Below are 19,128 nucleotides of genomic sequence, written 5' to 3' on the forward strand. Positions count from 1 at the left end.
CTTCAGACTCGGAGCCCCGCCAGGACGTCGGCTAGCCCGGACCACTCCCCTGCGGAGGCCGGCCTCCGAACAACCGGCAGGATCGCATTCATCGAGGCGGCTGCGCGTGCATAGCTCGGGCTGTAGCCAAACTCGTGGCGGAACGCGCGACTGAAGCCGGATGGATCGCTGAAGCCAACCCGCTCCGCGACCTTGACGATCTGGCCATTGTTGAGCGGATCGGCCAGCGCGGCATGCGCCGCCAGCAGGCGCTGTCGGTGAATATAGTGGGCTACGCCTCCGAGTGGCTCGAACAGCCGATAGAGCCGCGACCGTGACACGCCGAGCATGCGGCAGAGCTGATGCGGCCCGAAATTCACCGCGCCGAGATTTTGCTGCACGATCTTGCGTGCGCGATCGAGCAGAGAAACCGTCATCACCTCTTGCGCAGCCTCGGTGTGATCGACCGATGGCATCAGGCATGCAGTGAGAAGCTGCCTCGTCGCCTCGATCAACCGTGGCAACTCATCGGACGGAATGGCGGGAAGGCGGCGTTCCAGACTGACGAGGTAGTCAATGAGAAGACCAGTCAGCGGCGTGTCGGGAAGCTGGCCTGCCAGCCTGTCCAAGCCCGCAGACGCGCTCCGCATTGAATCGCGCGGCACATAGAGGCTGATCACCGAACGGTCATTGGAGTGACCCTCAAAGGGCAATGCCAGCGAACGCATGGACAGCGACAAGCCGCTTCTGGCGGCAGAGCCGCGGCTGATGACGAGGCACCAGTGATCGAGCGGATCGCGCTTCAGATGGCGCCAGTGGCGGATCTGCGCGCCAGCAGGCATCACGGCGCGCGACAGGGCGAGGCTGCCGAGATCCCACACAGTCTGCTCGGCCTCGAAGCCGTCAGCCGGATCGCCCTCGATCGTCACGTCGATCGTCGCGGCCATGAAGCTGCGCCAGGCCGCGAACTGATCATTCTTGCCCAGCGTGCGCGTATCGACACGCACCGGCGAAAGAGGGGTTTCCGCCTTCGGCGCGGACGCACGATCACGCCCAGCCTTATCCCATTCGCGAGAAACTGCAGATCCCATGGCTTCGCTCCCCCGAGCGCCGAAGCTTTCAGTCTACACCCCGGCAGGTCCGTCATCAAACGAGCGGCAGCTATGCAGGAAAACGTCATGTCGCAGTGCAACAAGATGCTATGATTACGAGGCGTTGTTTTGATCGATCGGGGAATTGATGGCCATGAACGACCGCGCGCCCACGGACAATCCGCCGATCCTCATCGACCTCGCCCTGCAGGGCGGTGGCTCACACGGTGCCTTTACTTGGGGCGTGCTCGATCGCTTCCTGGAGGAGCAGCGGTTCAAGATCGACGGCATCTCCGGAACATCGGCCGGAGCCATGAACGCCGCCGTCATGGCGTCGGGATTTGCCACGGGCGGTGCCGAGGGCGCCAAGGCGACACTCGAGGCCTATTGGCGGCAGGTTGCCGACGCAGCGCAGTTCAGCCCGTTCCAGCGCGGTCCGCTCGACGTCTTGCTCGGGCGATGGACACTCGATACCTCGCCGATCTTTGTAGCGATGGACATGATGTCCCGCTTGTTTTCGCCCTATGACCTCAATCCGACGGGCCGCAATCCCCTGCGCACCATCCTTGACGAGGCGATCGATTTCGAAGCCTTGAAGCGCTCGGAAATCCAGCTCTTCATCACCGCAACGAATGTGCGCACCGGCCGGGGCCGTGTTTTCCGCAATGGCGAGATCACGGCCGATGTCCTGCTCGCCTCGGCCTGCCTGCCGACATTGTTCCAGGCCGTCGAGATCGATGGCGAAAGCTATTGGGATGGCGGCTATTCCGGCAACCCGACCATCACGCCGCTCGTGCGTGACCTGGAATCCGACGACACGATTCTCGTGCCGATCAACCCCGTCGAGCGCCCGGGGACGCCGCGATCGGCCGCAGAAATCCTCAACCGGCTGAACGAGGTGTCGTTCAACAGCGTCCTGCTGAAGGAACTGCGGATGGTCGCACTTCTGCGCCAGGTCGCCGATCCCGGCAATACCGAGGGCGCGCAATGGGCGCGGATGCGCATCCACATGATCCGCAACGACGTGATGGCTTCACTCGGCTATTCGTCGAAGCTCAACGCGGAATGGCCGTTCCTGACCATGCTGCGCGACGAGGGCCGCAACGCGGCTTCGGAGTTCCTGACGCTCCATGGCGACGATATCGGCCGCCGCTCGACGCTCGATCTCGACCGGTTGCTGGAGGGGGTGTGACATGGGTCTTGCCGCCGGCCTTCTCGGAATTCTGCTCGGCCTCGGCCTGCTCATCGCCCTCGCCTATCGCGGCTGGAGCGTCCTGCTGCTTGCGCCCGTCGCGGCGCTGATCGCAGCCCTCCTCTCGGGCGAGCCTCTGCTGGCCCACTGGACGCAGACCTTCATGGGCAGCGCGGCCACCTTTATCGGCCAGTTCTTTCCGCTGTTCCTGCTCGGCGCCCTGTTCGGCAAGCTGATGGAGGACAGCGGCGCCGTCGCCTCGATCGCCGATTTCATGACGAAGACGCTGGGCACCAAGCGCGCCATACTGGCGGTCGTTCTGGCCGGCGCCATCGTCACCTATGGGGGCGTCAGCCTCTTCGTCGCGCTGTTCGTCATTGCGCCGATGGCCGGGGCGCTGTTCCGCGCGGCCGATATTCCGCGCCGCCTCATGGCGCCCGCGATCGCGCTCGGCACCTTCACCTTCACGATGATGGCGCTTCCCGGCACGCCGGCGATCCAGAACGCCATACCGATGCCCTTCTTCGGCACGACGCCCTTTGCTGCGCCGGGCCTTGGCATCATCGCCTCGGCGATCATGCTCGGCTTCGGGCTCTGGTGGCTCGCCCGTCAGGAGACGCTGGCGCGGCGCGGGGGCGAGGGCTTCGGCGCCGACCATGGCGTTCCAGATGCTGGCGCGCTGACCGAGACCACCCTGCGCGAGCGCGCCAGCACCGCGCGCGAATTCGATCCCGCAGAGATTGCGCATGGCCACCAGAGCGAGGCGCATCCGCCGATCGCAATTGCCGTTCTGCCCCTGGGGCTGGTCATCATCGTCAACCTCGTGATGTCCTTCCTGGTGCTGCCGCGGCTCGACTTTGCCTTCCTCGCCGAACCGCGCTGGGGCGCACTGTCGCTGGCGTCGGTCAGCGGCGTCTGGTCGGTGGCCGTCGCCCTCGCGGTGGCGATCGTCGCTACGGTCGCGCTCAACTGGCGCCGCCTTCCCAAGCTGCGCGAGACCATGGATGCGGGCGCCAATGCGTCCGTGCTGCCGATCATGGGTGTCGCGAGCCTCGTCGGCTTCGGCGCCGTCGTGGCAGCGCTTCCGGCCTTTGCACTCGTCCGCGACTGGGTGCTGTCGATCGGCGGCGGCCCGCTCGTCTCGCTCGCGGTCGCGACCAACATCCTCGCCGCGCTCACCGGCTCGGCCTCGGGCGGATTGACCATCGCACTCGACGCCCTTGGCGGCACCTATATGAAGCTTGCTGCCGAGATCGGCATGGATCCGGCATTGTTGCACCGTGTCGCGGTGATGAGCGCCGGGACGCTCGACAGCCTGCCGCATAGCGGCGCTGTCGTGACTTTGCTGGCGGTCTGCGGCGCCACCCCAAGGCAGAGCTATCGCGACATTGTCATGGTGGCGATCGTCGGCGCCATCCTCGCGCTGGTCGCGGTCATCGTCCTCGGCTCGCTGTTCGGCTCGTTCTGAACCGACGCGCCCGGCTCAGGGTGCAGCCGGCGCGGGCTCCGACGGAGCGGCCGGAGGCTGCGGTGGAACCGCGGGCGAAACGGGAGCGCCTTCCGTTGCGGCGGACGGCACGACCGGCGCGGCGCTCTCGGCAGCGGGCAGGCCAGCCAGGACGCGCTCGCGCACGAAGGGGAAGAACGGGTTCCACGAGATACGCAGCAGCCAATCGAGGCTGACGATCAACGCGCTCCGCTCGCCATGGGCGGCGATCGTGCCGAGATGAATCCCGAAGGCGTCGGCCGGATCGGGATGGTTGCCATAGAGCCCGTCCTCGGGCGGAAATGGCATCGCGACATGCGACAGCGAATAGATGTCGGGTGAATAAGCGAGACCGGTCGGCTGCACCGCCTCTTCCGTCGATCCCGCCGCGGTGCTGCGCGCAACGACCTCGTCGGTGGTCGGCTCGCGGTTGCCGATCACCGTCAGGCGATAGTTTCGCGGCGCGGGCGTCAACAACGCTGGCAGGAGATCCTCGGCCCGGGTGCGGAACAGCAGTCCGAGTTCGGTGTGGCGATTAATATCGAACAGCACCAGTTCGCTGCCATTGTCCGGCAGGTTGCCGTAGAGCGCATTCACCACGGCCTGAACGCTGACGGTGGCGTCGAGCACGGACTGCAAGGTCAGAACCGGCGCAAGGCCGCCAAGCTTGCCGTCCTGAGCCAAGCGCGTGATCCGATCCTGGACCGCCATAGTCAGCGCATAGGACTGGTGGGCGGCGTTGACCGGGAAGGAATTGTATTTGAACGGATTGAACTCGGGCAGGAGATCGAGCCAGGCCGTCTTGGCGAAGGCCGGCAGCAGCGCGGGCAACCCGGCGAGTCCTGAGAATCGGGCGAAGCGCGTGACGCCGATCATCGGCGACATCAGCACTATGCGCGCCGGCCGGATCAGAGCCTGGTCCTCCTGAGCGTCCAGCGCATAGAGCATGGCGAGCGCGCCGCCATTCGAATAACCGACGATGTGGATCGGCGCGTTGGGGCCCGCCTTTGACCGCGCCTCGCGCATCGCGAGCCGGACGGCGGCCATCCAGTCCTGCCATGACACCGCCGTCAGCCCCCCAGGCACAGTGCCATGGCCGGGCAACCGGATGCCGATCGCGACAAAGCCGCGGTCCTGGTAGAGCTTGGCGAGATGGCGCAAGCTATAGGGTGAATCCGTCAATCCATGCAGGAAAACCGCCGCGCCGACGGGCGTTCCGGTCGGCATGAGCTCGAAAGAGCGGTTCCAGTCGGTCGAAAAGCGCTCCGGGTTGACCGGGCTATCGGCGAAGTAGCGATTGAAGGGTACGCGCTCGGCTGGCTCGAGCTTGTCCGTAACCTGGCTGCGGATGTCGGCGAAGATGGTGTTCTCGGCCTTCTGGTAATCGGCGAAGCTGGCGCGGTCCATCGCCTCGTCCGACATCTCCTTGGGCACGAAAGTATGCCATGGCTCGAGCGGCGGACCGCTTTCCGCCAAATAGATGCGGGCGCCAAGCAGCGTCACGACAACGACGATGACGAGAAGCACCAGGCGCCGAACCTGCCTGCCAAACCAGCGATGCATCGAAATCCCCGCGCCGTTTCCGGACCTTTCGATGTTCTAGCCGAGTCCCGCATCGCCGTCGCGCGTGGGCATGCCCATCGGATCGTGCAGCCGATCGCCCGACAGCGAAGGCTGCACGATCCGCCCTGCCCCCAGGGATGGCTTCCGCTCAGTAGTCGACCGCGTCACGGATGATCGGACATGTCATGCAGTGACCGCCGCCACGGCCGCGGCCGAGTTCGGCGCCGGTGATGGTGATCACCTCGATGCCGGCCTTGCGCAGAAGCGTGTTGGTATAGGTGTTGCGGTCATAGGCATAGACGACGCCGGGAGCTGCGCAGACCAGATTGGCGCCCGAGTCCCACTGTGTGCGTTCGCGCATATAGGCGTTGCCGCCGGTCTCCACGATCCGCATCTTCTTGAGGCCGAGCGCATCGCGAACCGTCTCGACGAAGGTTCCCTTGTCCTTGTGGAGTTCAAGGCCGCCCTTGCCGTCCGGCCGATAGGAGAAGGCCTGGATGCCGTCGACGATGTCCGGATAGTAGAGGACGCAGTCGCGGTCCGCGAAGGTGAACACGGTGTCGAGATGCATGGCCGCGCGCAGCTTGGGCATGGCCGCGACGATGACACGCTCGGCGCCGCCTTCCGCGAACAGCCGCTCGGCAACCTGGCTGATGGCCTGGCGCGACGTGCGCTCGCTCATGCCGATCAGGACATTGCCCTTGCCGATCGGCATCACGTCGCCGCCTTCAAAGGTGGCCATGCCCCAATCGGCCAGCGGATCGCCCCACCAGACCTTCACGCGGCCCGCGAAATCCGGATGGAAGCGATAGATGGCGGCGGCGAGGATCGGCTCCTCGTGGCGCGCCTTCCAGAACAGCGAATTGATCGTGACGCCGCCATAGATCCAGCAAGTCGTGTCGCGGGTATAGAGCGTATTCGGCAGTGGCGGCAGCAGATACTCGGTGACGCCGGCCGCCTCGCGAACCAGCTTCAGCATCTCGCCGCCGTGTATATCGGGGAATTCCTCTGTCGAAAGCCCGCCGATCAGCGTCTCGGCAAGCTCGCGATGCGGCAGCCCATCGAGATAGCTGCGGATCTCGTCCACGAGGCCGAGGCCGACCTGGTTCGGGATGATCTGGTTGTCGAGGATCCATTTCTTGGCTTCTGGAATCGCCAGGGTCTCGGTCAGCAGATTGTGCATCTCGACCACATCAATGCCGCGGTCGCGCATCTTGTTGGTGAAATCGAAGTGGTCGCGCTTGGCATTGTCGACCCAGAGCACATCATCGAAGAGCAGTTCGTCGCAATTGCTGGGCGTCAGGCGCTGATGGGCGCGCCCCGGGGCGCAGACCATGACCTTGCGGAGCTGACCGACTTCGGAATGCACCCCGAAGGGTATAGGCGTGACGGTTTCGGCCATGGATTCGACCTCTCTTTGCGACGTTGACGTCAAGGCGTGATGATGCCGGTCACGAGGCCGGCAGCGCCCGCGATGGCGGCGAGCGCGGTTATGATGAAGACGATGAGTTCGGCCGAGGAGAAGAGCCGCGCGTTCTGTTCCCGCCGCGCCCAGACATAGAGCACGGTGCCCGGCACATAGAGGACCGCGACCAGCAGGACATACTTGAGGCCAGCGGCCAGGAACATGATGATCGTGTAAGCGACGGCGATCGATGCGAAGATCTGATCGCGGCTGCGCTCCTGCGGCGTCGTCGCATACCCTTCGCCGCGCCGCGCGATCAGGACGCCATAGCCGGCGACCAGCAGGTAGGGCAGCAGCGACGTCACGCTCGTCATGTCGAGCATGAAATTGAACGCGTCGCGCGACCAGTAGGTCGAGATAACAAACAGCGACACGACGATATTGGTCAGCCAAAGCGCGTTGGCCGGCACTCTGTTGCCGTTCTGCGCGGCGAAGAGGCGGGGCATATCCTGCGATTTCGCCGCGGCGAACAGCACCTCCGCGCAGATCAGCGACCAGGCGAGATAGGCGCCGAGGACGGAAATGAGCACGCCGATGGAAATGAACACCGCCCCCCAATGGCCGACGACGACTTCCAGCACGCCCGCGAGAGAGGGCTGCTGGACGCCGGCAATGGTGCCGCGCGGCATGGCCGCGTAGGGCAGCAGCGTGACAGCCACCATCAGCCCCATGACGCCGACGAAACCGAGAATGGTGGCCGAGCCGACATCGGCACGCGTCTTGGCAAAGCGCGAATAGACGCTCGCGCCCTCGATGCCGAGGAAGACGAACACCGTGATCAGCATGGTGTCGCGCACCTGCTGGAACAGCGACTTCTCCACCATGCCGACGCCGCCGAAGAAATTCTCGGAGAACTGGCTGTAGTTGAAGGCAAAGACGAAGATGATGATCGCCACAATGATCGGGACGATCTTGGCAACGGTCACGACTGTGTTGATGAAGGCCGCCTGCTCGACCCCGCGCAGGATCATGAAATGAAAGGCCCAGATGCCGATCAGCGAGACGATGATCGCGGTCGGGCTGCTGCCATCGGCGAAGATCTCGGGAAAGAAACGGCCGAGAGTCGAGCCGATCAACACCCAGTAGAAGACATTGCCGAGGCAGCTGCCGAGCCAGTATCCGAAGGCCGAGAGAAAGCCCATATAGTCGCCGAAACCGGCCTTGGCATAAGCGAACACGCCAGAATCGATTTCAGGCTTCTTCTCGGCAAGCGCTTGGAAGACCCGGGCCAGCATGTACATGCCGGTGCCAGCGATCATCCAGGCTATGATGGCCCCGAACGGTCCCGTCGCCGCGCCGAAGCGACCCGGCAGGTTGAAGATGCCCGCCCCGACCATCGAGCCGACGACCATGGCGGTCAGCATGGGAAGCGACATCTTCCCCGTCGTCCTGGAAGCCATTTCCCGCCCTCGATCTGGTTGCACCCGGCGCGCTGTGCATCGCGGCTTGACGCATCATGCGCCTCGTCCAGTTCGGCGACATGAGCTGGGCGTTCCATTCCTGTGCAATGTGTCCAAAAAATAGGCGACTTCGGCCACTGGCGCCGCACGACATCGGCTTGACGGGCGCACCAGATGCCCGGAGGCTGCCGCCTCCAAATGCCTCTCCAAGGACCGCCCCATGCAGCCTTCGCGTGATATCGCCCGCCTCATCGACATCATGGCGGCATTGCGCGCGCCGGTCGGCGGCTGCCCCTGGGACGTCGAGCAAACCTTTGAGACGATCGCGCCCTACACGATCGAGGAGGCCTATGAGGTCGCCGATGCGATCGAACGCGGCGATCGTGGTGATCTCCAGGAAGAGCTTGGCGACCTGTTACTGCAGGTGGTCTATCACGCGCGCCTGGCCGAGGAGGAAGGGGCGTTCGCGTTTGGCGATGTGATCGAGAGCATCACAGCCAAGATGATCCGGCGTCACCCGCATGTGTTCGGGAGTGAGGAGGCACGCAGCGCCGGGTCGGCGAAGGGGTTCTGGAACGAGATCAAGGCGGAGGAAAAGCGGCTCCGCGCCGAGCGACGGGCGGCTGCCGGCCTGCCGGCCGAATCAACGCCCGGCTTGCTGGAACAGGTCCCCACCGGATTGCCACCGCTGGCGCGCGCCGTGGCCTTGCAGAAGAAGGCATCGACGGTCGGGTTCGATTGGAACGATCCGCATGCCGTGATCGCGAAGATGCGGGAGGAGATCGAGGAGGTCGAGGAAGAGCTTGCGGCCGCCGAGCAGGCCCCCGCGCGGCTAAAGGACGAAGTCGGCGACCTGCTCTTTGCCGTCGTGAACCTCGCCCGTCATCTCGATATCGACCCCGATGCGGCGCTGCGCGGCACGAACGAGAAGTTCCGCCATCGTTTCGGCCATGTGGAGCGGCGCCTTGGAGAAATTGGGCGTAGTCCAGCCGAGGCAAGCCTCGACGAGATGGAAACGCTCTGGATCGACGCCAAGACGGCTGGCAGGGAATAAGGAAATGGTGGGCGGTACTGGGATTGAACCAGTGACCCTTCGCGTGTGAAGCGAATGCTCTCCCGCTGAGCTAACCGCCCGTTCGCCGGGCGCGCCGACGAAGATGGCGGCATATAGAGACATGGCCGGCGCCGCGTCAAGCGGGCGATCGGGGGGTTCTCGACCCGCCTTGCAAAAGCCTGCATCGGCGCTCACCAGACCATATTGTATCCGCCGTGAGGCGCGCTATAGATAACCCGCTACTCATCCAAAGCGCTTTGGATTGGCCACGCGGAGCTTCCGCGCCCGTCCCGAGTCGTGCTCGAAACGCGCCCGTGCCGCGGGCTGGAAGTGTCACCGAGGAACCCTCAAGGGAGAATGAGATCATGACGATCCGCGTCGTCGTCTGGGGCGAGAACGTTCACGAGCAGGAAAACGAGACAGTCCGGAAAATCTATCCGGAGGGCATGCACACCACGATCGCGAAGGGACTCGGCGAAGATCCGATGATCGAAGCGTCGACCGCGACGCTGCAGGAAGCAGAGCACGGCCTTTCGGTCGAGCGCCTTGCCAAGACCGACGTGCTGATCTGGTGGGGCCATAAGGCGCATGGCCAGGTCTCCGACGAGATCGTCGAGCGCGTCGCCAATCGCGTCTGGGAAGGCATGGGTCTCATCGTCCTGCATTCCGGCCACTTCTCGAAGATCTTCAAGCGGCTGATGGGTACGCCCTGCTCGCTGAAGTGGCGCGAGGCCGGCGAGAAGGAGCGCGTCTGGGTCATCAATCGCAATCATCAGATCGCGCAGGGTCTCTCGGACTATTTCGAGATCGAGCAGACCGAGATGTATGGCGAGCCCTTCACGGTTCCGGAGCCCATGGAGACGGTCTTCGTTACTTGGTATGAAGGCGGCGAAGTGTTCCGCTCCGGCCTCACCTATCAGCGCGGCGGCGGCAAGATCTTCTATTTCTCGCCCGGCCACGAAACCTATCCGATCTACTACAACACCGACGTCAAGCAGGTGCTGAAGAACGCGGTCAAGTGGGCCAACAACCCCGCTCCCGCCTGGGCCGGCATTACCAATGCCCCCAACACGCCCGCCGACAAGGCGCCCAATGGTCCGCTGACGATCAAGGGCGAAACGCTGCACAAGGCTGGCGAGGCCGGCTTCCGCTAAAGGAAGCTGGATCGCGCTCAGGAGCACACATCTACCATCATGGCTAAGATCCTTATCCTCGGCACCGGCAGCATGGCCGTCAGCCACGCGACCGCATTCGCAGCCGCGCCCAATACTGAACTCGTCGCCGCGGTCGAAACCGACCCGGCACGCCGCGAGGCATTCGGCAAGCAGTTCGGCATAACCGAACTGTTCGCCGATCTCGAATCAGCGATCGCGTGGGGCGGCTTTGACGCCGTTGCCAATGTGACGCCCGATGCGGTGCACTATCCGACAACCATGCGCCTGCTTGCCGCTGGCAAGCATGTGTTCTGCGAGAAGCCTCTCGCGACCAGCTACCCCCTCGCCCTCGAAATGGCCGAAACGGCCGAGGCCAAGGGCGTCATCAACATGGTCAACTTCACCTACCGCAACTCGCCTGCCCTTCAGAAGGCACGCGAGCTGGTGATGGCCGGTGCGATCGGCGACATCCGCTACTTCGAGGCGTCCTATCTGCAGAGCTGGCTCGTCAGCAAGGCATGGGGCGACTGGCGCACGGAATCGCGCTGGCTCTGGCGCCTGTCGGCCCAGCACGGCTCGAAGGGTGTTCTCGGCGATGTCGGCGTGCACATCGTCGATTTCGCCAGCTTCGCGGCGAACAGCGAGGTTGCCAATATCGACAGCCGCCTGAAGACCTTCCATAAGGCCGAAGGCGACAAGATCGGCGACTATCCGCTCGACGTGAACGACTCAGCCGTGATGACTGCCGAATTCGCCAATGGCGCGCTCGGCACGATCTCGGCGACCCGCTTCGCGACTGGCCATGCCAACGACCTGACGCTCCGCCTTTTTGGCACCGCTGGCGGCCTCGACGTCAGGACCGACGGCAAGGTCTCCTCGCTGAAGATCTGCGAAGGTCCGGACATCGATTCGTCGAGCTGGAAGGACGTCGAGTGCCCACCGGTGCCGACCACCTATGCCCGCTTCGCCAAGGCCTGCAACACCGGCGTCAATGACGAGCCGACCTTTCGCCGTGCGGCGGAAGTGCAGCGCATTCTCGACCTCTGCTTCGCCCAGGAGGCCGCTCGCGCCCTCCATGCAGCGGCACCGGTTGTGACCGACTAACGTTTTTGCGGCCCGGCTCCGGCCGGGCCGTCTTCATCAACTGCCTCTTTGCTCTGTGTCTTTTTGGGCACAGAAAACCATATCCGAAGCTTCGACGTGGCACTTCGCCGCGGCGACGGCTTGGCATGCCCGGCGTCTTGCGATACACATTCTCCTCCTGACACGTCCAACGAGGGAGGACTGCATGGCATCGATGCATATAGCTGCCGCACCTGCCTTCCATGTCCGGGAACCAGCCGGACTCTAGTTCGGACGACAGGCGCATCCGGCCCCGGCTCTCAGCCGCGCACGGTCTCCGCCCTCCTCCCAGTTTCCTCTTTTCCGCCGTGTGACGGTGCGTTGCTGCAACGCCGCGTCCGCCGATCATTGTCTTCTTTGAGGCCGGAACCGCGCTCAGCGGCCGGGTTCGTCATCATGATTCGTATCAATGCTTTGCGGCCGCGCAGCCGCTGGCTTTCCGGTCCGTTCGCGAAAGTCTTCGCCTTCACCTTCGCACATTGGCGCAAAGAGAAGCGCATCGCTGCCTTTGTCGCTGGGGCCATGCTGATTGAGACGCTGGCTCACGTTCTGCTGCCCCTTTTCGCGGGACGCATCGTCGATGCACTCGCTTCGAGCGGCACGGAGCGGGAGGCCGCGCTTGCGGTCGCGGTGCGGGCGTTCCTGACCGTCATGGCGCTCAGCATCGGCATGGTAGTGGCGCGGCATCTCGCTTTCATGGGCATTATCCGCCTGACGCTCAACATCATGTCGACCGTCGCCGAAAACGCCTTCTTCCGCGTCCAGCGCTTCTCGACGAACTGGCAAGCCAATAGCTTCGCCGGCTCGACGGTGCGGAAGATCTCGCGCGGCATGTGGGCGCTCGACCAGCTCAACGATACGTTGATCCTGGCTCTGCTTCCGTCGGTCGTCGTGCTGGTCGGCACTACGATCCTGATGGGCGCCTATTGGCCGATGATGGGCGTGATCGTCGCGATCGGCTCCGTGGTCTACATCACTGTGACCGTATCGCTCTCGCTGTTCTACGTCGCGCCCGCGGCGAGCCTCGCCAATGCCTGGGACACCAAGCTTGGCGGCGCTCTCGCCGATGCGGTCAGCTGTAACTCCGTCGTCAAGGCGTTCGGCGCCGAGGCACGCGAGGATGCGCGGCTGGCCGGGATCGTTGGCAAATGGCGCATCCGCACGGCGCGAACCTGGGTCCGCGGCACGAACAATGGCACCTCGCAGAACGCCATGGTGGTGATCCTGCGTGGCGCCGTGATCGGCCTGGTCCTCTGGCTCTGGTGGCAAGGTCAGGCAAGCCCTGGCGACGTCACCTTCGTTCTGACCTCGTTCTTTGTACTCGAAGGCTATCTGCTCGATGTCGGCATGCATGTCCGCAACCTGCAGCGCTCGGTCAACGACATGGAAGAACTGGTGGGTCTCGAGGATCAGCCGCTCGGTATCGAGGATCAACCAGATGCGCAGCCGATGCGCATCGGTGCCGGTGAAATCCGCTTCGACGACGTGACGTTCCACTATGCTGGGCACGACACGCCGCTCTATGAGGATTTCAGCGTAACCATCGCTGCAGGCGAGAAGATTGGCCTCGTCGGGCACTCGGGATCTGGCAAGACGACCTTCGTCAAGCTGATCCAGCGGCTCTATGACGTGAACCGCGGCCGCATCCTGATCGACGGGCAGGACATCGCCCATGTCACGCAGTCATCGCTGCGCGGCGAGATCGCGATCGTCCAACAGGAGCCGATCCTGTTTCACCGCTCGCTGGCGGAGAACATTGCCTATGCCCGGCCCGGTGCGTCGATGGAGGAGATCATGGAGGCGGCGCGGCTCGCCAATGCGCATGACTTCATCGCTCGAATGGCGAAAGGCTACCAGACACTGGTCGGCGAGCGCGGCGTCAAGCTCTCTGGCGGCGAGCGCCAGCGCGTCGCTCTGGCGCGCGCATTCCTGGCCAACGCGCCGGTTCTGATCCTGGACGAAGCAACGTCAAGCCTCGATTCAGAATCGGAAGCGCTGATCCAGGAGGCGATGGAGCGGTTGATGGAGGGACGCACGGCGATCGTCATCGCCCACCGTCTCTCCACCGTTAGGTCGATGGACCGGTTGCTGGTGTTCGAACGCGGTCAAATCGCAGAGGAAGGCACGCATGACGTGCTGGTCCGACGCGAGAACGGCATCTATCGCCGGCTGTTCGAGCGCCAGGCGATGGAACTCGCCAAGGGCCTCGACTTCGCTGCGTGAGCGAAAGATATGGAACGGAGAGCGGGCGGCCCTCGGGTCGCCCGTTTTCATGAAAGTCAGTTGATGTAGCGGACCTTGCCGCCCGAACTGACCATGCAGTTCACCTCGACATCCTTGACCACGAGGTTGACCTGCGCGCCAGACTTGCCGGCCTTCACCTTGCGAACCTGGACATTGCCCTTCAGTTCGTTGTGCTGGGTGGCAGCCGCATTGATGCAGACCTGTCGCGCCTTGCTGGCGCTCACGGCGCCTGCGGGAGCGATGGATACCGCCATAAGAGCGGCGACGGTTGAAGCGACGATCGCAACTGTCTTCATGATGGGCATCCTGTGCAGACGAGGCATCCTCTGGCCTCTACCTTTAATGCGGAGGTCCAGCCGAACGTTCCGTCCCGCTCAGGTTGCAGCGCGGGCCGCAAAGAATCCCGTCAGGCCCGCTTTAGCGCGCGCCAGATGACGGCCGAGAACAGCAACTGCTTCGGTCTCGTCGCCAGAGCGGCAAGCGGCCACAAGAGCGCGGTGCTCCGCCTGCCCCATATCGCCATCGGTGGCGAGGTGGAATCGGAGATAGCGATCGGCGGCGACGAGATGCTGCTCGGTCAGGGCGAGCAGGCGTGGCAGTCCGGCGGCCGCGTACAGCGTCATGTGAAAGCGGCGATTGAGTTCCCCCATACGGGCAGGGTCGGTCTCGCCGTCGATCTCGGCGATGACCTCGTCGGCAAGCGCAAAATCGTCGGCCCCGAGATGCGGCAGCGACAGGCGCAATGCCTGTGGCTCCAGAGCGCTTCGAATCGCGAAGTTGTCGTCCGCATCGGCCAGCGTGATCTCGACGACGATCGCGCCGCGATGGGGCTCGAAATCGACGAGCCCCTGCGCTTCGAGCTGGCGCAGCGCCTCGCGGATCGGCATGCGGCTCATCTCGAAGCGGGTTGCAAGTTCCTCCTGCCTCAGCGGCGTGCCAGGCAAAAGCGCGCCGGAGAGGATCGCCTGCTTGAGCGTTGCCTCGACATATTCCGTCGCGGTGCGATAGCGACGCCCGCCCGACTGGATAATGCCTTCCAGCGAAGTCACTGCCCCTCCCATCCTCCAGACCGCCTAGAAAAGCCAACGGCGCCTTGCCTGTCGATTGGATCCAATCTAACAATCATCGCTGACAAACTCAATTCTCAAGTGTTCCCATGACGGTTTCTCCGACCTCTGATGACGCTCACGCCGGCCTTGCCCGCTCAAGCAATCTGCAGCCCGTGCTTGCGGGCATCATCGCCGCCTTTGTCGGCTTTGCCGGCGTCTTTACTGTGGTCCTGCAAGGGTTCATAGCGGTCGGCGCGACCCCGGCTCAGGCCGCTTCCGGCCTGCTCGCGATCTGCATCGTACAGGGCCTGCTCGCGATCGGCATGAGTTGGCATTATCGCATCCCGCTCAGCATCGCGTGGTCGACGCCGGGCTCGGTTCTCTTCGCAGCTACCGGCATGCTCGACGGCGGCTATGCGGTCGCGATCGGCGCCTTTATCGGTGCCGGCATCCTCATCATCGCCGCCGGGCTGATCAAGCCATTCGGCAAGCTCGTGTCGTCCATACCGCCAGTGCTCGCGAGCGCCATGCTGGCCGGCATCCTGCTCGGTCTCTGCCTCGCCCCCGCAAAGGCAGTCGCGCTCGAGCCCGATCTCGCCATTCCGGTCGTGCTGGTCTGGGCGCTGGTTGGCCGCATCAGGCGCATCTGGGCCGTGCCGGCGGCAGTCGCGACGGCGATCGCGATGATCGCCTGGCATGCGCCGGCCGGCGGGCTGGCAGGGGCACATTTCATTCCGGACATCACCTTCGTCTGGCCGCAGTTCTCGGCGACAGCCATGGTGTCGCTCGCCGTGCCGCTGTTCATCGTGACCATGGCTTCGCAGAACCTGCCTGGCATCGCCGTGATGCGGCTCAATGGCTATGAGCCGCCGGTCGGGCCAGTTTTCGTCGCGACCGGCATCGGGTCGATCATCGCGGCGCCCTTCGGCGGCCACACGATCAATCTCGCGGCCATCACGGCGGCGCTCTGTGCCGGCCCTGATGCGCACCCGCATCCAGGACGCCGATGGATCGCATCCGTTTCGGCAGGTTTCACCTATCTCGTGCTGGGGCTCGGCGCGACCACCGCCGCTGCGCTGATCGCCATCGCGCCACCGGTGCTGATCCAGGCGGCAACCGGGCTCGCGCTGTTCGGCGCCTTTGGCGGGGCGCTCGCCGGCGCTGTTGCGCATCCCGCCGATCGCGATGCCGCGATGGTCACCTTCGTGACGGCTGCATCAGGCCTTTCCTTTTTCGGAATAGGCGCGGCATTCTGGGGGCTCGCAGCAGGCGGAGCTTTCATGCTTCTCAACAAACGCTGGAGCCGATGACGATCGCGGGCCTGGTCCTCGCAGGAGGCGGCTCGACCCGGATGGGCCGCGATAAGGCGCTCGTCCCGCTGGCCGACGAACCGATGCTGGCCCATGTCATCGCGAGATTCGGACCACAGGTCGGCCCTCTGGCGCTGAATGCCAATGGCGATGCAAGCCGCTTCGATGGCTTCGGACTGCCGGTCGTCGCCGATGATCGCCCGGATACGGGCCCGCTCGGCGGCGTTCAGGCCGGGCTCGATTGGGCCGCGACGCTTCCCTCCCCCCCGCGCTTTCTTGTCACGGTCCCGGTCGACGGCCCTCTGCTGCCCATCGATCTCGTCGCGCGCCTGGTCGCCACAGCCGGTTCCGAAGACCGGATCGTGATCGCAGCGTCGGGCGAGCGAGACCACCCGGTGTTCGCGCTTTGGCCGATCGCGCGCGCCGCCGCCCTTCGGTCGTGGCGCAAGACGGCAAAGAGCCACGGCGTGCGCGGCTTTCTCGCGGCTGAAGGCTTCGCGGTCGCGACGTGGCCCGTCGCTGCCGACGGCTTCGATCCGTTTTTCAACGTCAACGCGCCCGATGACCTTGATCGTGCCGAGGCGTGGCTTGCGGGCGGACACAGATTGTGATGCTTATCAAAGCACGCTCAACGCTTAGGCAGGACGATCGATAGGGGGCTGGTTCGATCGTCGCCTGAACGAGAAGCGGCCCGATTGTGCATTCGCTCCTCGCGATGCTAGCAATGACAAATGGTTCCTTTGGGAGCCGAAGGAAACACTGAGGTCCTGGAACATGCGCCTGTTCAAGACAATTGCCCTGACGGCAGCGACCCTTGTCGCGGTTACTCTTTCGGCGGAGGCCAAGGACTGGTCGACGATCCGCATCGGCACCGAAGGTGCTTTCCCGCCTTTCAACTTCATCGATTCCGACAAGCAGTTGCAAGGCTTCGACATCGACGTCGCCAAGGCGGTGTGCGCCAACCTGAAGGCCACTTGCACCTTCGTGGCGCAGGATTGGGATGGCATCATTCCGGCCCTACAAGCTGGCAAGTTCGACGCCATCTTCGCCTCGATGTCGATCACCGATGAGCGCAAGCAGGTCGTCGACTTTTCGCGGGCGTATTACAGCACCCCCTCCGCCTTCATCGCCGTGAAGGGATCGGGCATCACCGACGTCTCGCCGGAAGGCCTCAAGGGCAAGACCCTCGGCGCCCAGTCCTCGACCATCCAGTCGGGCTATCTCGAGAAGGCCTATCCGGGCTTCGAGGTGAAGCTCTATCCGACGCAGGACGAGGTCAATCTCGACCTCGCCTCGGGCCGCATCGATGCGTTGCTCGTCGACAAGATCGTCGGCATGGACTGGCTGAAGACGAAGGATGGTGGCTGCTGCGAGATCGTCGCCGATGTTCCGCTCGGCGGCGGCGTCGGTGCGGCGGTTCGCAAGGAGGATACGGACCTTCGCGACGCCATCTCGAAGGCTGTCGAAGCCATCAAGGCTGATGGCACGTACGACAAGATCAACGCGAAGTACTTCCCGTTCTCGATCTGGGCCAACTGAGCCAAGGATAACCCCGCCCCCGGCCTTGCCTGATCGGCATGACCGGAAAGGCGGCAGAGGAAGATCGGCTTGGACCTTATCGACCTCATCAGTTTCGGGCCTGGCGGCTGGGGCAATGCCCTCGCCGCCGGCACTTGGCTTACGATCCGTCTCGCCGTGGCCACGCTGCCGTTCGGGCTCGTTCTCGGCCTTGCGATCGCGCAGTCAAAGCGCAGCAACAGCCGTCTCCTGCGCGCCTTTGGCAATCTTTACACCACGGTTTTCCGCGGATTGCCCGAACTGCTGACGATCTTCATCGTCTATTTCGGCGGACAGATCCTTCTTCAGAAGCTCGTCAACCTTGTCGCGCCTGGCCAGACGGTCGCGATCAGCGGTTTCGTCTCCGGCATGGTCGCGCTCGGCGTCGTCTTCTCGGCCTATGCATCTGAAGTCTTTCTCGGGGCCTTCAACGGCATCGGTCGCGGGCAGTGGGAAGCCTCCAAGGCGCTCGGCCTCAGGCCATTTCCGACGCTGCGGCTCGTGATCCTGCCGCAGCTCATCCGCCTCGCTTTGCCCGGCCTTGCCAATCTCTGGCTGATCCTCCTCAAGGATACGTCCCTCGTCTCGGTGATCGCGCTCGATGACTTGATGCGCATGACCGGCATCGCGGTGCGCGTCACCAAACAGCCCTTCTTCTTCTTCGGCGTCGCCTGCCTCATCTATCTCGCGATGTCGATGATCTCATCGATCGGCATCACGGCGATCGAACGACGCGCCGAACGCGGCCACAGGCGGGCAGCATGAACTGGGAGCTGCTGCAAAATTACGGCCCGCGCATGCTGTCAGGCCTTATTGTCACGCTGCAGCTCGTGGTGATCTCGATCAGCCTCGGCGCGCTCCTCGCCGTCCCAATTGCGCTCGGGCGGATGAGCAAGAACCGCGTGATCGGCGGCCTGTCCTTTGCCTATGTCTATGCCATGCGGGGAACGCCGCTGCTGGCGCAGCTCTTCCTCGTCTATTATGGGGCGGGACAGTTTCGCGCGGAGTTGCAGTCAATCGGCCTCTGGTGGCTGTTCCGCGATGCCTTCTTCTGCTGCGTGTTCACATTCACGTTGAACACGGCTGCCTATCAGGCTGAAATTCTTCGCGGCGCGATCCTGTCGGTGCCGCGTGGCCAGAGCGAAGCGGCGATGTCGCTCGGCCTCACGCCGCGCTCCGTCTTCCGCATGGTCGTGGCTCCCCAGGCCCTGCTTCTCGCGCTTCGGCCGCTCGGCAACGAGATCATCCTGATGATCAAGGGCTCGTCGGTCGCGGCGATCGTCACCGTGTTCGACCTGATGGGCGTGACACGCCTCGCTTATTCGCGCTCGTTCGATTTCCAGGTCTATCTCTGGGCGGCGGTGCTCTATCTCGCGCTGGTCGAGATCATCCGCCGCGTCTGGGACATGCTGGAGCGGCGCCTGACGCGGCATGTCCGCCAGCACTGACCCTTCGCGGATCG

General features: G+C 64.1%; 17 protein-coding genes and 1 tRNA gene. 11 read left to right on the forward strand and 7 right to left on the reverse strand.

Annotated elements, in window-relative coordinates; genetic code table 11:
- Positions 1-2 precede the first annotated feature (2 nt).
- A complete protein-coding gene (locus BUB39_RS15430) occupies positions 3-1,070 on the reverse strand; it encodes a helix-turn-helix domain-containing protein (RefSeq protein WP_084527457.1) in 1,068 nt (355 codons plus the stop codon).
- A gap of 154 nt (positions 1,071-1,224) precedes the next feature.
- Between BUB39_RS15430 and BUB39_RS15435 the strand changes: the two genes are divergently transcribed.
- Positions 1,225-2,262, forward strand: coding sequence for a patatin-like phospholipase family protein (locus BUB39_RS15435; protein WP_139251494.1), 1,038 nt, complete (start codon positions 1,225-1,227; stop codon positions 2,260-2,262).
- A 1-nt stretch (position 2,263) separates the two neighbouring features.
- Positions 2,264-3,730 carry a GntP family permease gene (locus BUB39_RS15440; protein WP_073054970.1) on the forward strand — a complete coding sequence of 489 codons (1,467 nt, stop codon included), beginning with the start codon at positions 2,264-2,266 and terminating at the stop codon, positions 3,728-3,730.
- 15 nt (positions 3,731-3,745) lie between these two features.
- On the opposite strand, the gene BUB39_RS15445 is transcribed toward BUB39_RS15440, so the two are convergent.
- From BUB39_RS15445 to BUB39_RS15455, 3 genes are all read right to left on the reverse strand, one after another.
- A complete protein-coding gene (locus BUB39_RS15445) occupies positions 3,746-5,311 on the reverse strand; it encodes an alpha/beta hydrolase (RefSeq protein WP_073054981.1) in 1,566 nt (521 codons plus the stop codon).
- Between the two features lie 148 nt (positions 5,312-5,459).
- Complete coding sequence (arcA, locus tag BUB39_RS15450) at positions 5,460-6,713, reverse strand: arginine deiminase (RefSeq protein ID WP_073054983.1); 1,254 nt, start codon at positions 6,711-6,713, stop codon at positions 5,460-5,462.
- A gap of 29 nt (positions 6,714-6,742) precedes the next feature.
- Positions 6,743-8,176 (reverse strand): basic amino acid/polyamine antiporter, encoded by a 1,434-nt coding sequence (locus tag BUB39_RS15455; RefSeq protein WP_073054985.1) that lies wholly within the window; start codon positions 8,174-8,176, stop codon positions 6,743-6,745.
- A 220-nt stretch (positions 8,177-8,396) separates the two neighbouring features.
- Between BUB39_RS15455 and mazG the strand changes: the two genes are divergently transcribed.
- Complete coding sequence (gene mazG, locus BUB39_RS15460; protein ID WP_073054987.1) at positions 8,397-9,230, forward strand: nucleoside triphosphate pyrophosphohydrolase; 834 nt, start codon at positions 8,397-8,399, stop codon at positions 9,228-9,230.
- A gap of 5 nt (positions 9,231-9,235) precedes the next feature.
- Here the strand turns inward: mazG and BUB39_RS15465 are convergent.
- Positions 9,236-9,310 (reverse strand) — tRNA-Val (locus BUB39_RS15465).
- Between the two features lie 285 nt (positions 9,311-9,595).
- On the opposite strand from BUB39_RS15465, the gene BUB39_RS15470 reads away from it, so the two are divergent.
- The 3 genes from BUB39_RS15470 to BUB39_RS15480 all read left to right on the forward strand — a co-directional run bounded on the left by BUB39_RS15470 (position 9,596) and on the right by BUB39_RS15480 (position 13,729).
- Positions 9,596-10,384: a ThuA domain-containing protein gene (locus BUB39_RS15470; RefSeq protein WP_073054989.1), complete on the forward strand. Its 789-nt coding sequence runs from the start codon at positions 9,596-9,598 to the stop codon at positions 10,382-10,384.
- Between the two features lie 39 nt (positions 10,385-10,423).
- Positions 10,424-11,488, forward strand: coding sequence for a Gfo/Idh/MocA family protein (locus BUB39_RS15475; RefSeq protein WP_073054991.1), 1,065 nt, complete (start codon positions 10,424-10,426; stop codon positions 11,486-11,488).
- Positions 11,489-11,902: 414 nt separating this feature from the next.
- Positions 11,903-13,729: an ABC transporter ATP-binding protein gene (locus BUB39_RS15480; RefSeq protein WP_073054993.1), complete on the forward strand. Its 1,827-nt coding sequence runs from the start codon at positions 11,903-11,905 to the stop codon at positions 13,727-13,729.
- Positions 13,730-13,785: 56 nt separating this feature from the next.
- On the opposite strand, the gene BUB39_RS15485 is transcribed toward BUB39_RS15480, so the two are convergent.
- Both BUB39_RS15485 and BUB39_RS15490 read right to left on the reverse strand, forming a co-directional pair.
- The gene (locus BUB39_RS15485; protein WP_073054995.1) at positions 13,786-14,046 is read right to left on the reverse strand and encodes a hypothetical protein; all 261 of its coding nucleotides are present in this window, start codon (positions 14,044-14,046) and stop codon (positions 13,786-13,788) included.
- 78 nt (positions 14,047-14,124) lie between these two features.
- The gene (locus tag BUB39_RS15490) at positions 14,125-14,799 is read right to left on the reverse strand and encodes a GntR family transcriptional regulator (protein ID WP_244540265.1); all 675 of its coding nucleotides are present in this window, start codon (positions 14,797-14,799) and stop codon (positions 14,125-14,127) included.
- 107 nt (positions 14,800-14,906) lie between these two features.
- Here BUB39_RS15490 and BUB39_RS15495 point away from each other — a divergent pair, with 107 nt between their 5' ends.
- The 5 genes from BUB39_RS15495 to BUB39_RS15515 all read left to right on the forward strand — a co-directional run bounded on the left by BUB39_RS15495 (position 14,907) and on the right by BUB39_RS15515 (position 19,114).
- On the forward strand, positions 14,907-16,109 hold the full coding sequence (locus BUB39_RS15495) for a benzoate/H(+) symporter BenE family transporter (protein WP_073054999.1): 1,203 nt from the start codon (positions 14,907-14,909) through the stop codon (positions 16,107-16,109).
- Positions 16,106-16,720: a molybdenum cofactor guanylyltransferase MobA gene (gene mobA, locus BUB39_RS15500; protein ID WP_073055001.1), complete on the forward strand. Its 615-nt coding sequence runs from the start codon at positions 16,106-16,108 to the stop codon at positions 16,718-16,720. The genes BUB39_RS15495 and mobA overlap by 4 nt, the downstream gene beginning before the upstream one ends.
- Positions 16,721-16,883: 163 nt before the next feature.
- Entirely contained in the window at positions 16,884-17,648 is a 765-nt protein-coding gene (locus BUB39_RS15505; RefSeq protein WP_073055003.1) for an ABC transporter substrate-binding protein, read from the forward strand.
- Between the two features lie 69 nt (positions 17,649-17,717).
- Complete coding sequence (locus BUB39_RS15510; protein WP_073055005.1) at positions 17,718-18,431, forward strand: ABC transporter permease; 714 nt, start codon at positions 17,718-17,720, stop codon at positions 18,429-18,431.
- Entirely contained in the window at positions 18,428-19,114 is a 687-nt protein-coding gene (locus BUB39_RS15515) for an ABC transporter permease (protein ID WP_073055007.1), read from the forward strand. The genes BUB39_RS15510 and BUB39_RS15515 overlap by 4 nt, the downstream gene beginning before the upstream one ends.
- Positions 19,115-19,128 lie beyond the last annotated feature (14 nt).

Source organism: Kaistia soli DSM 19436 (genome assembly GCF_900129325.1).
GTDB lineage: Bacteria > Pseudomonadota > Alphaproteobacteria > Rhizobiales > Kaistiaceae > Kaistia > Kaistia soli.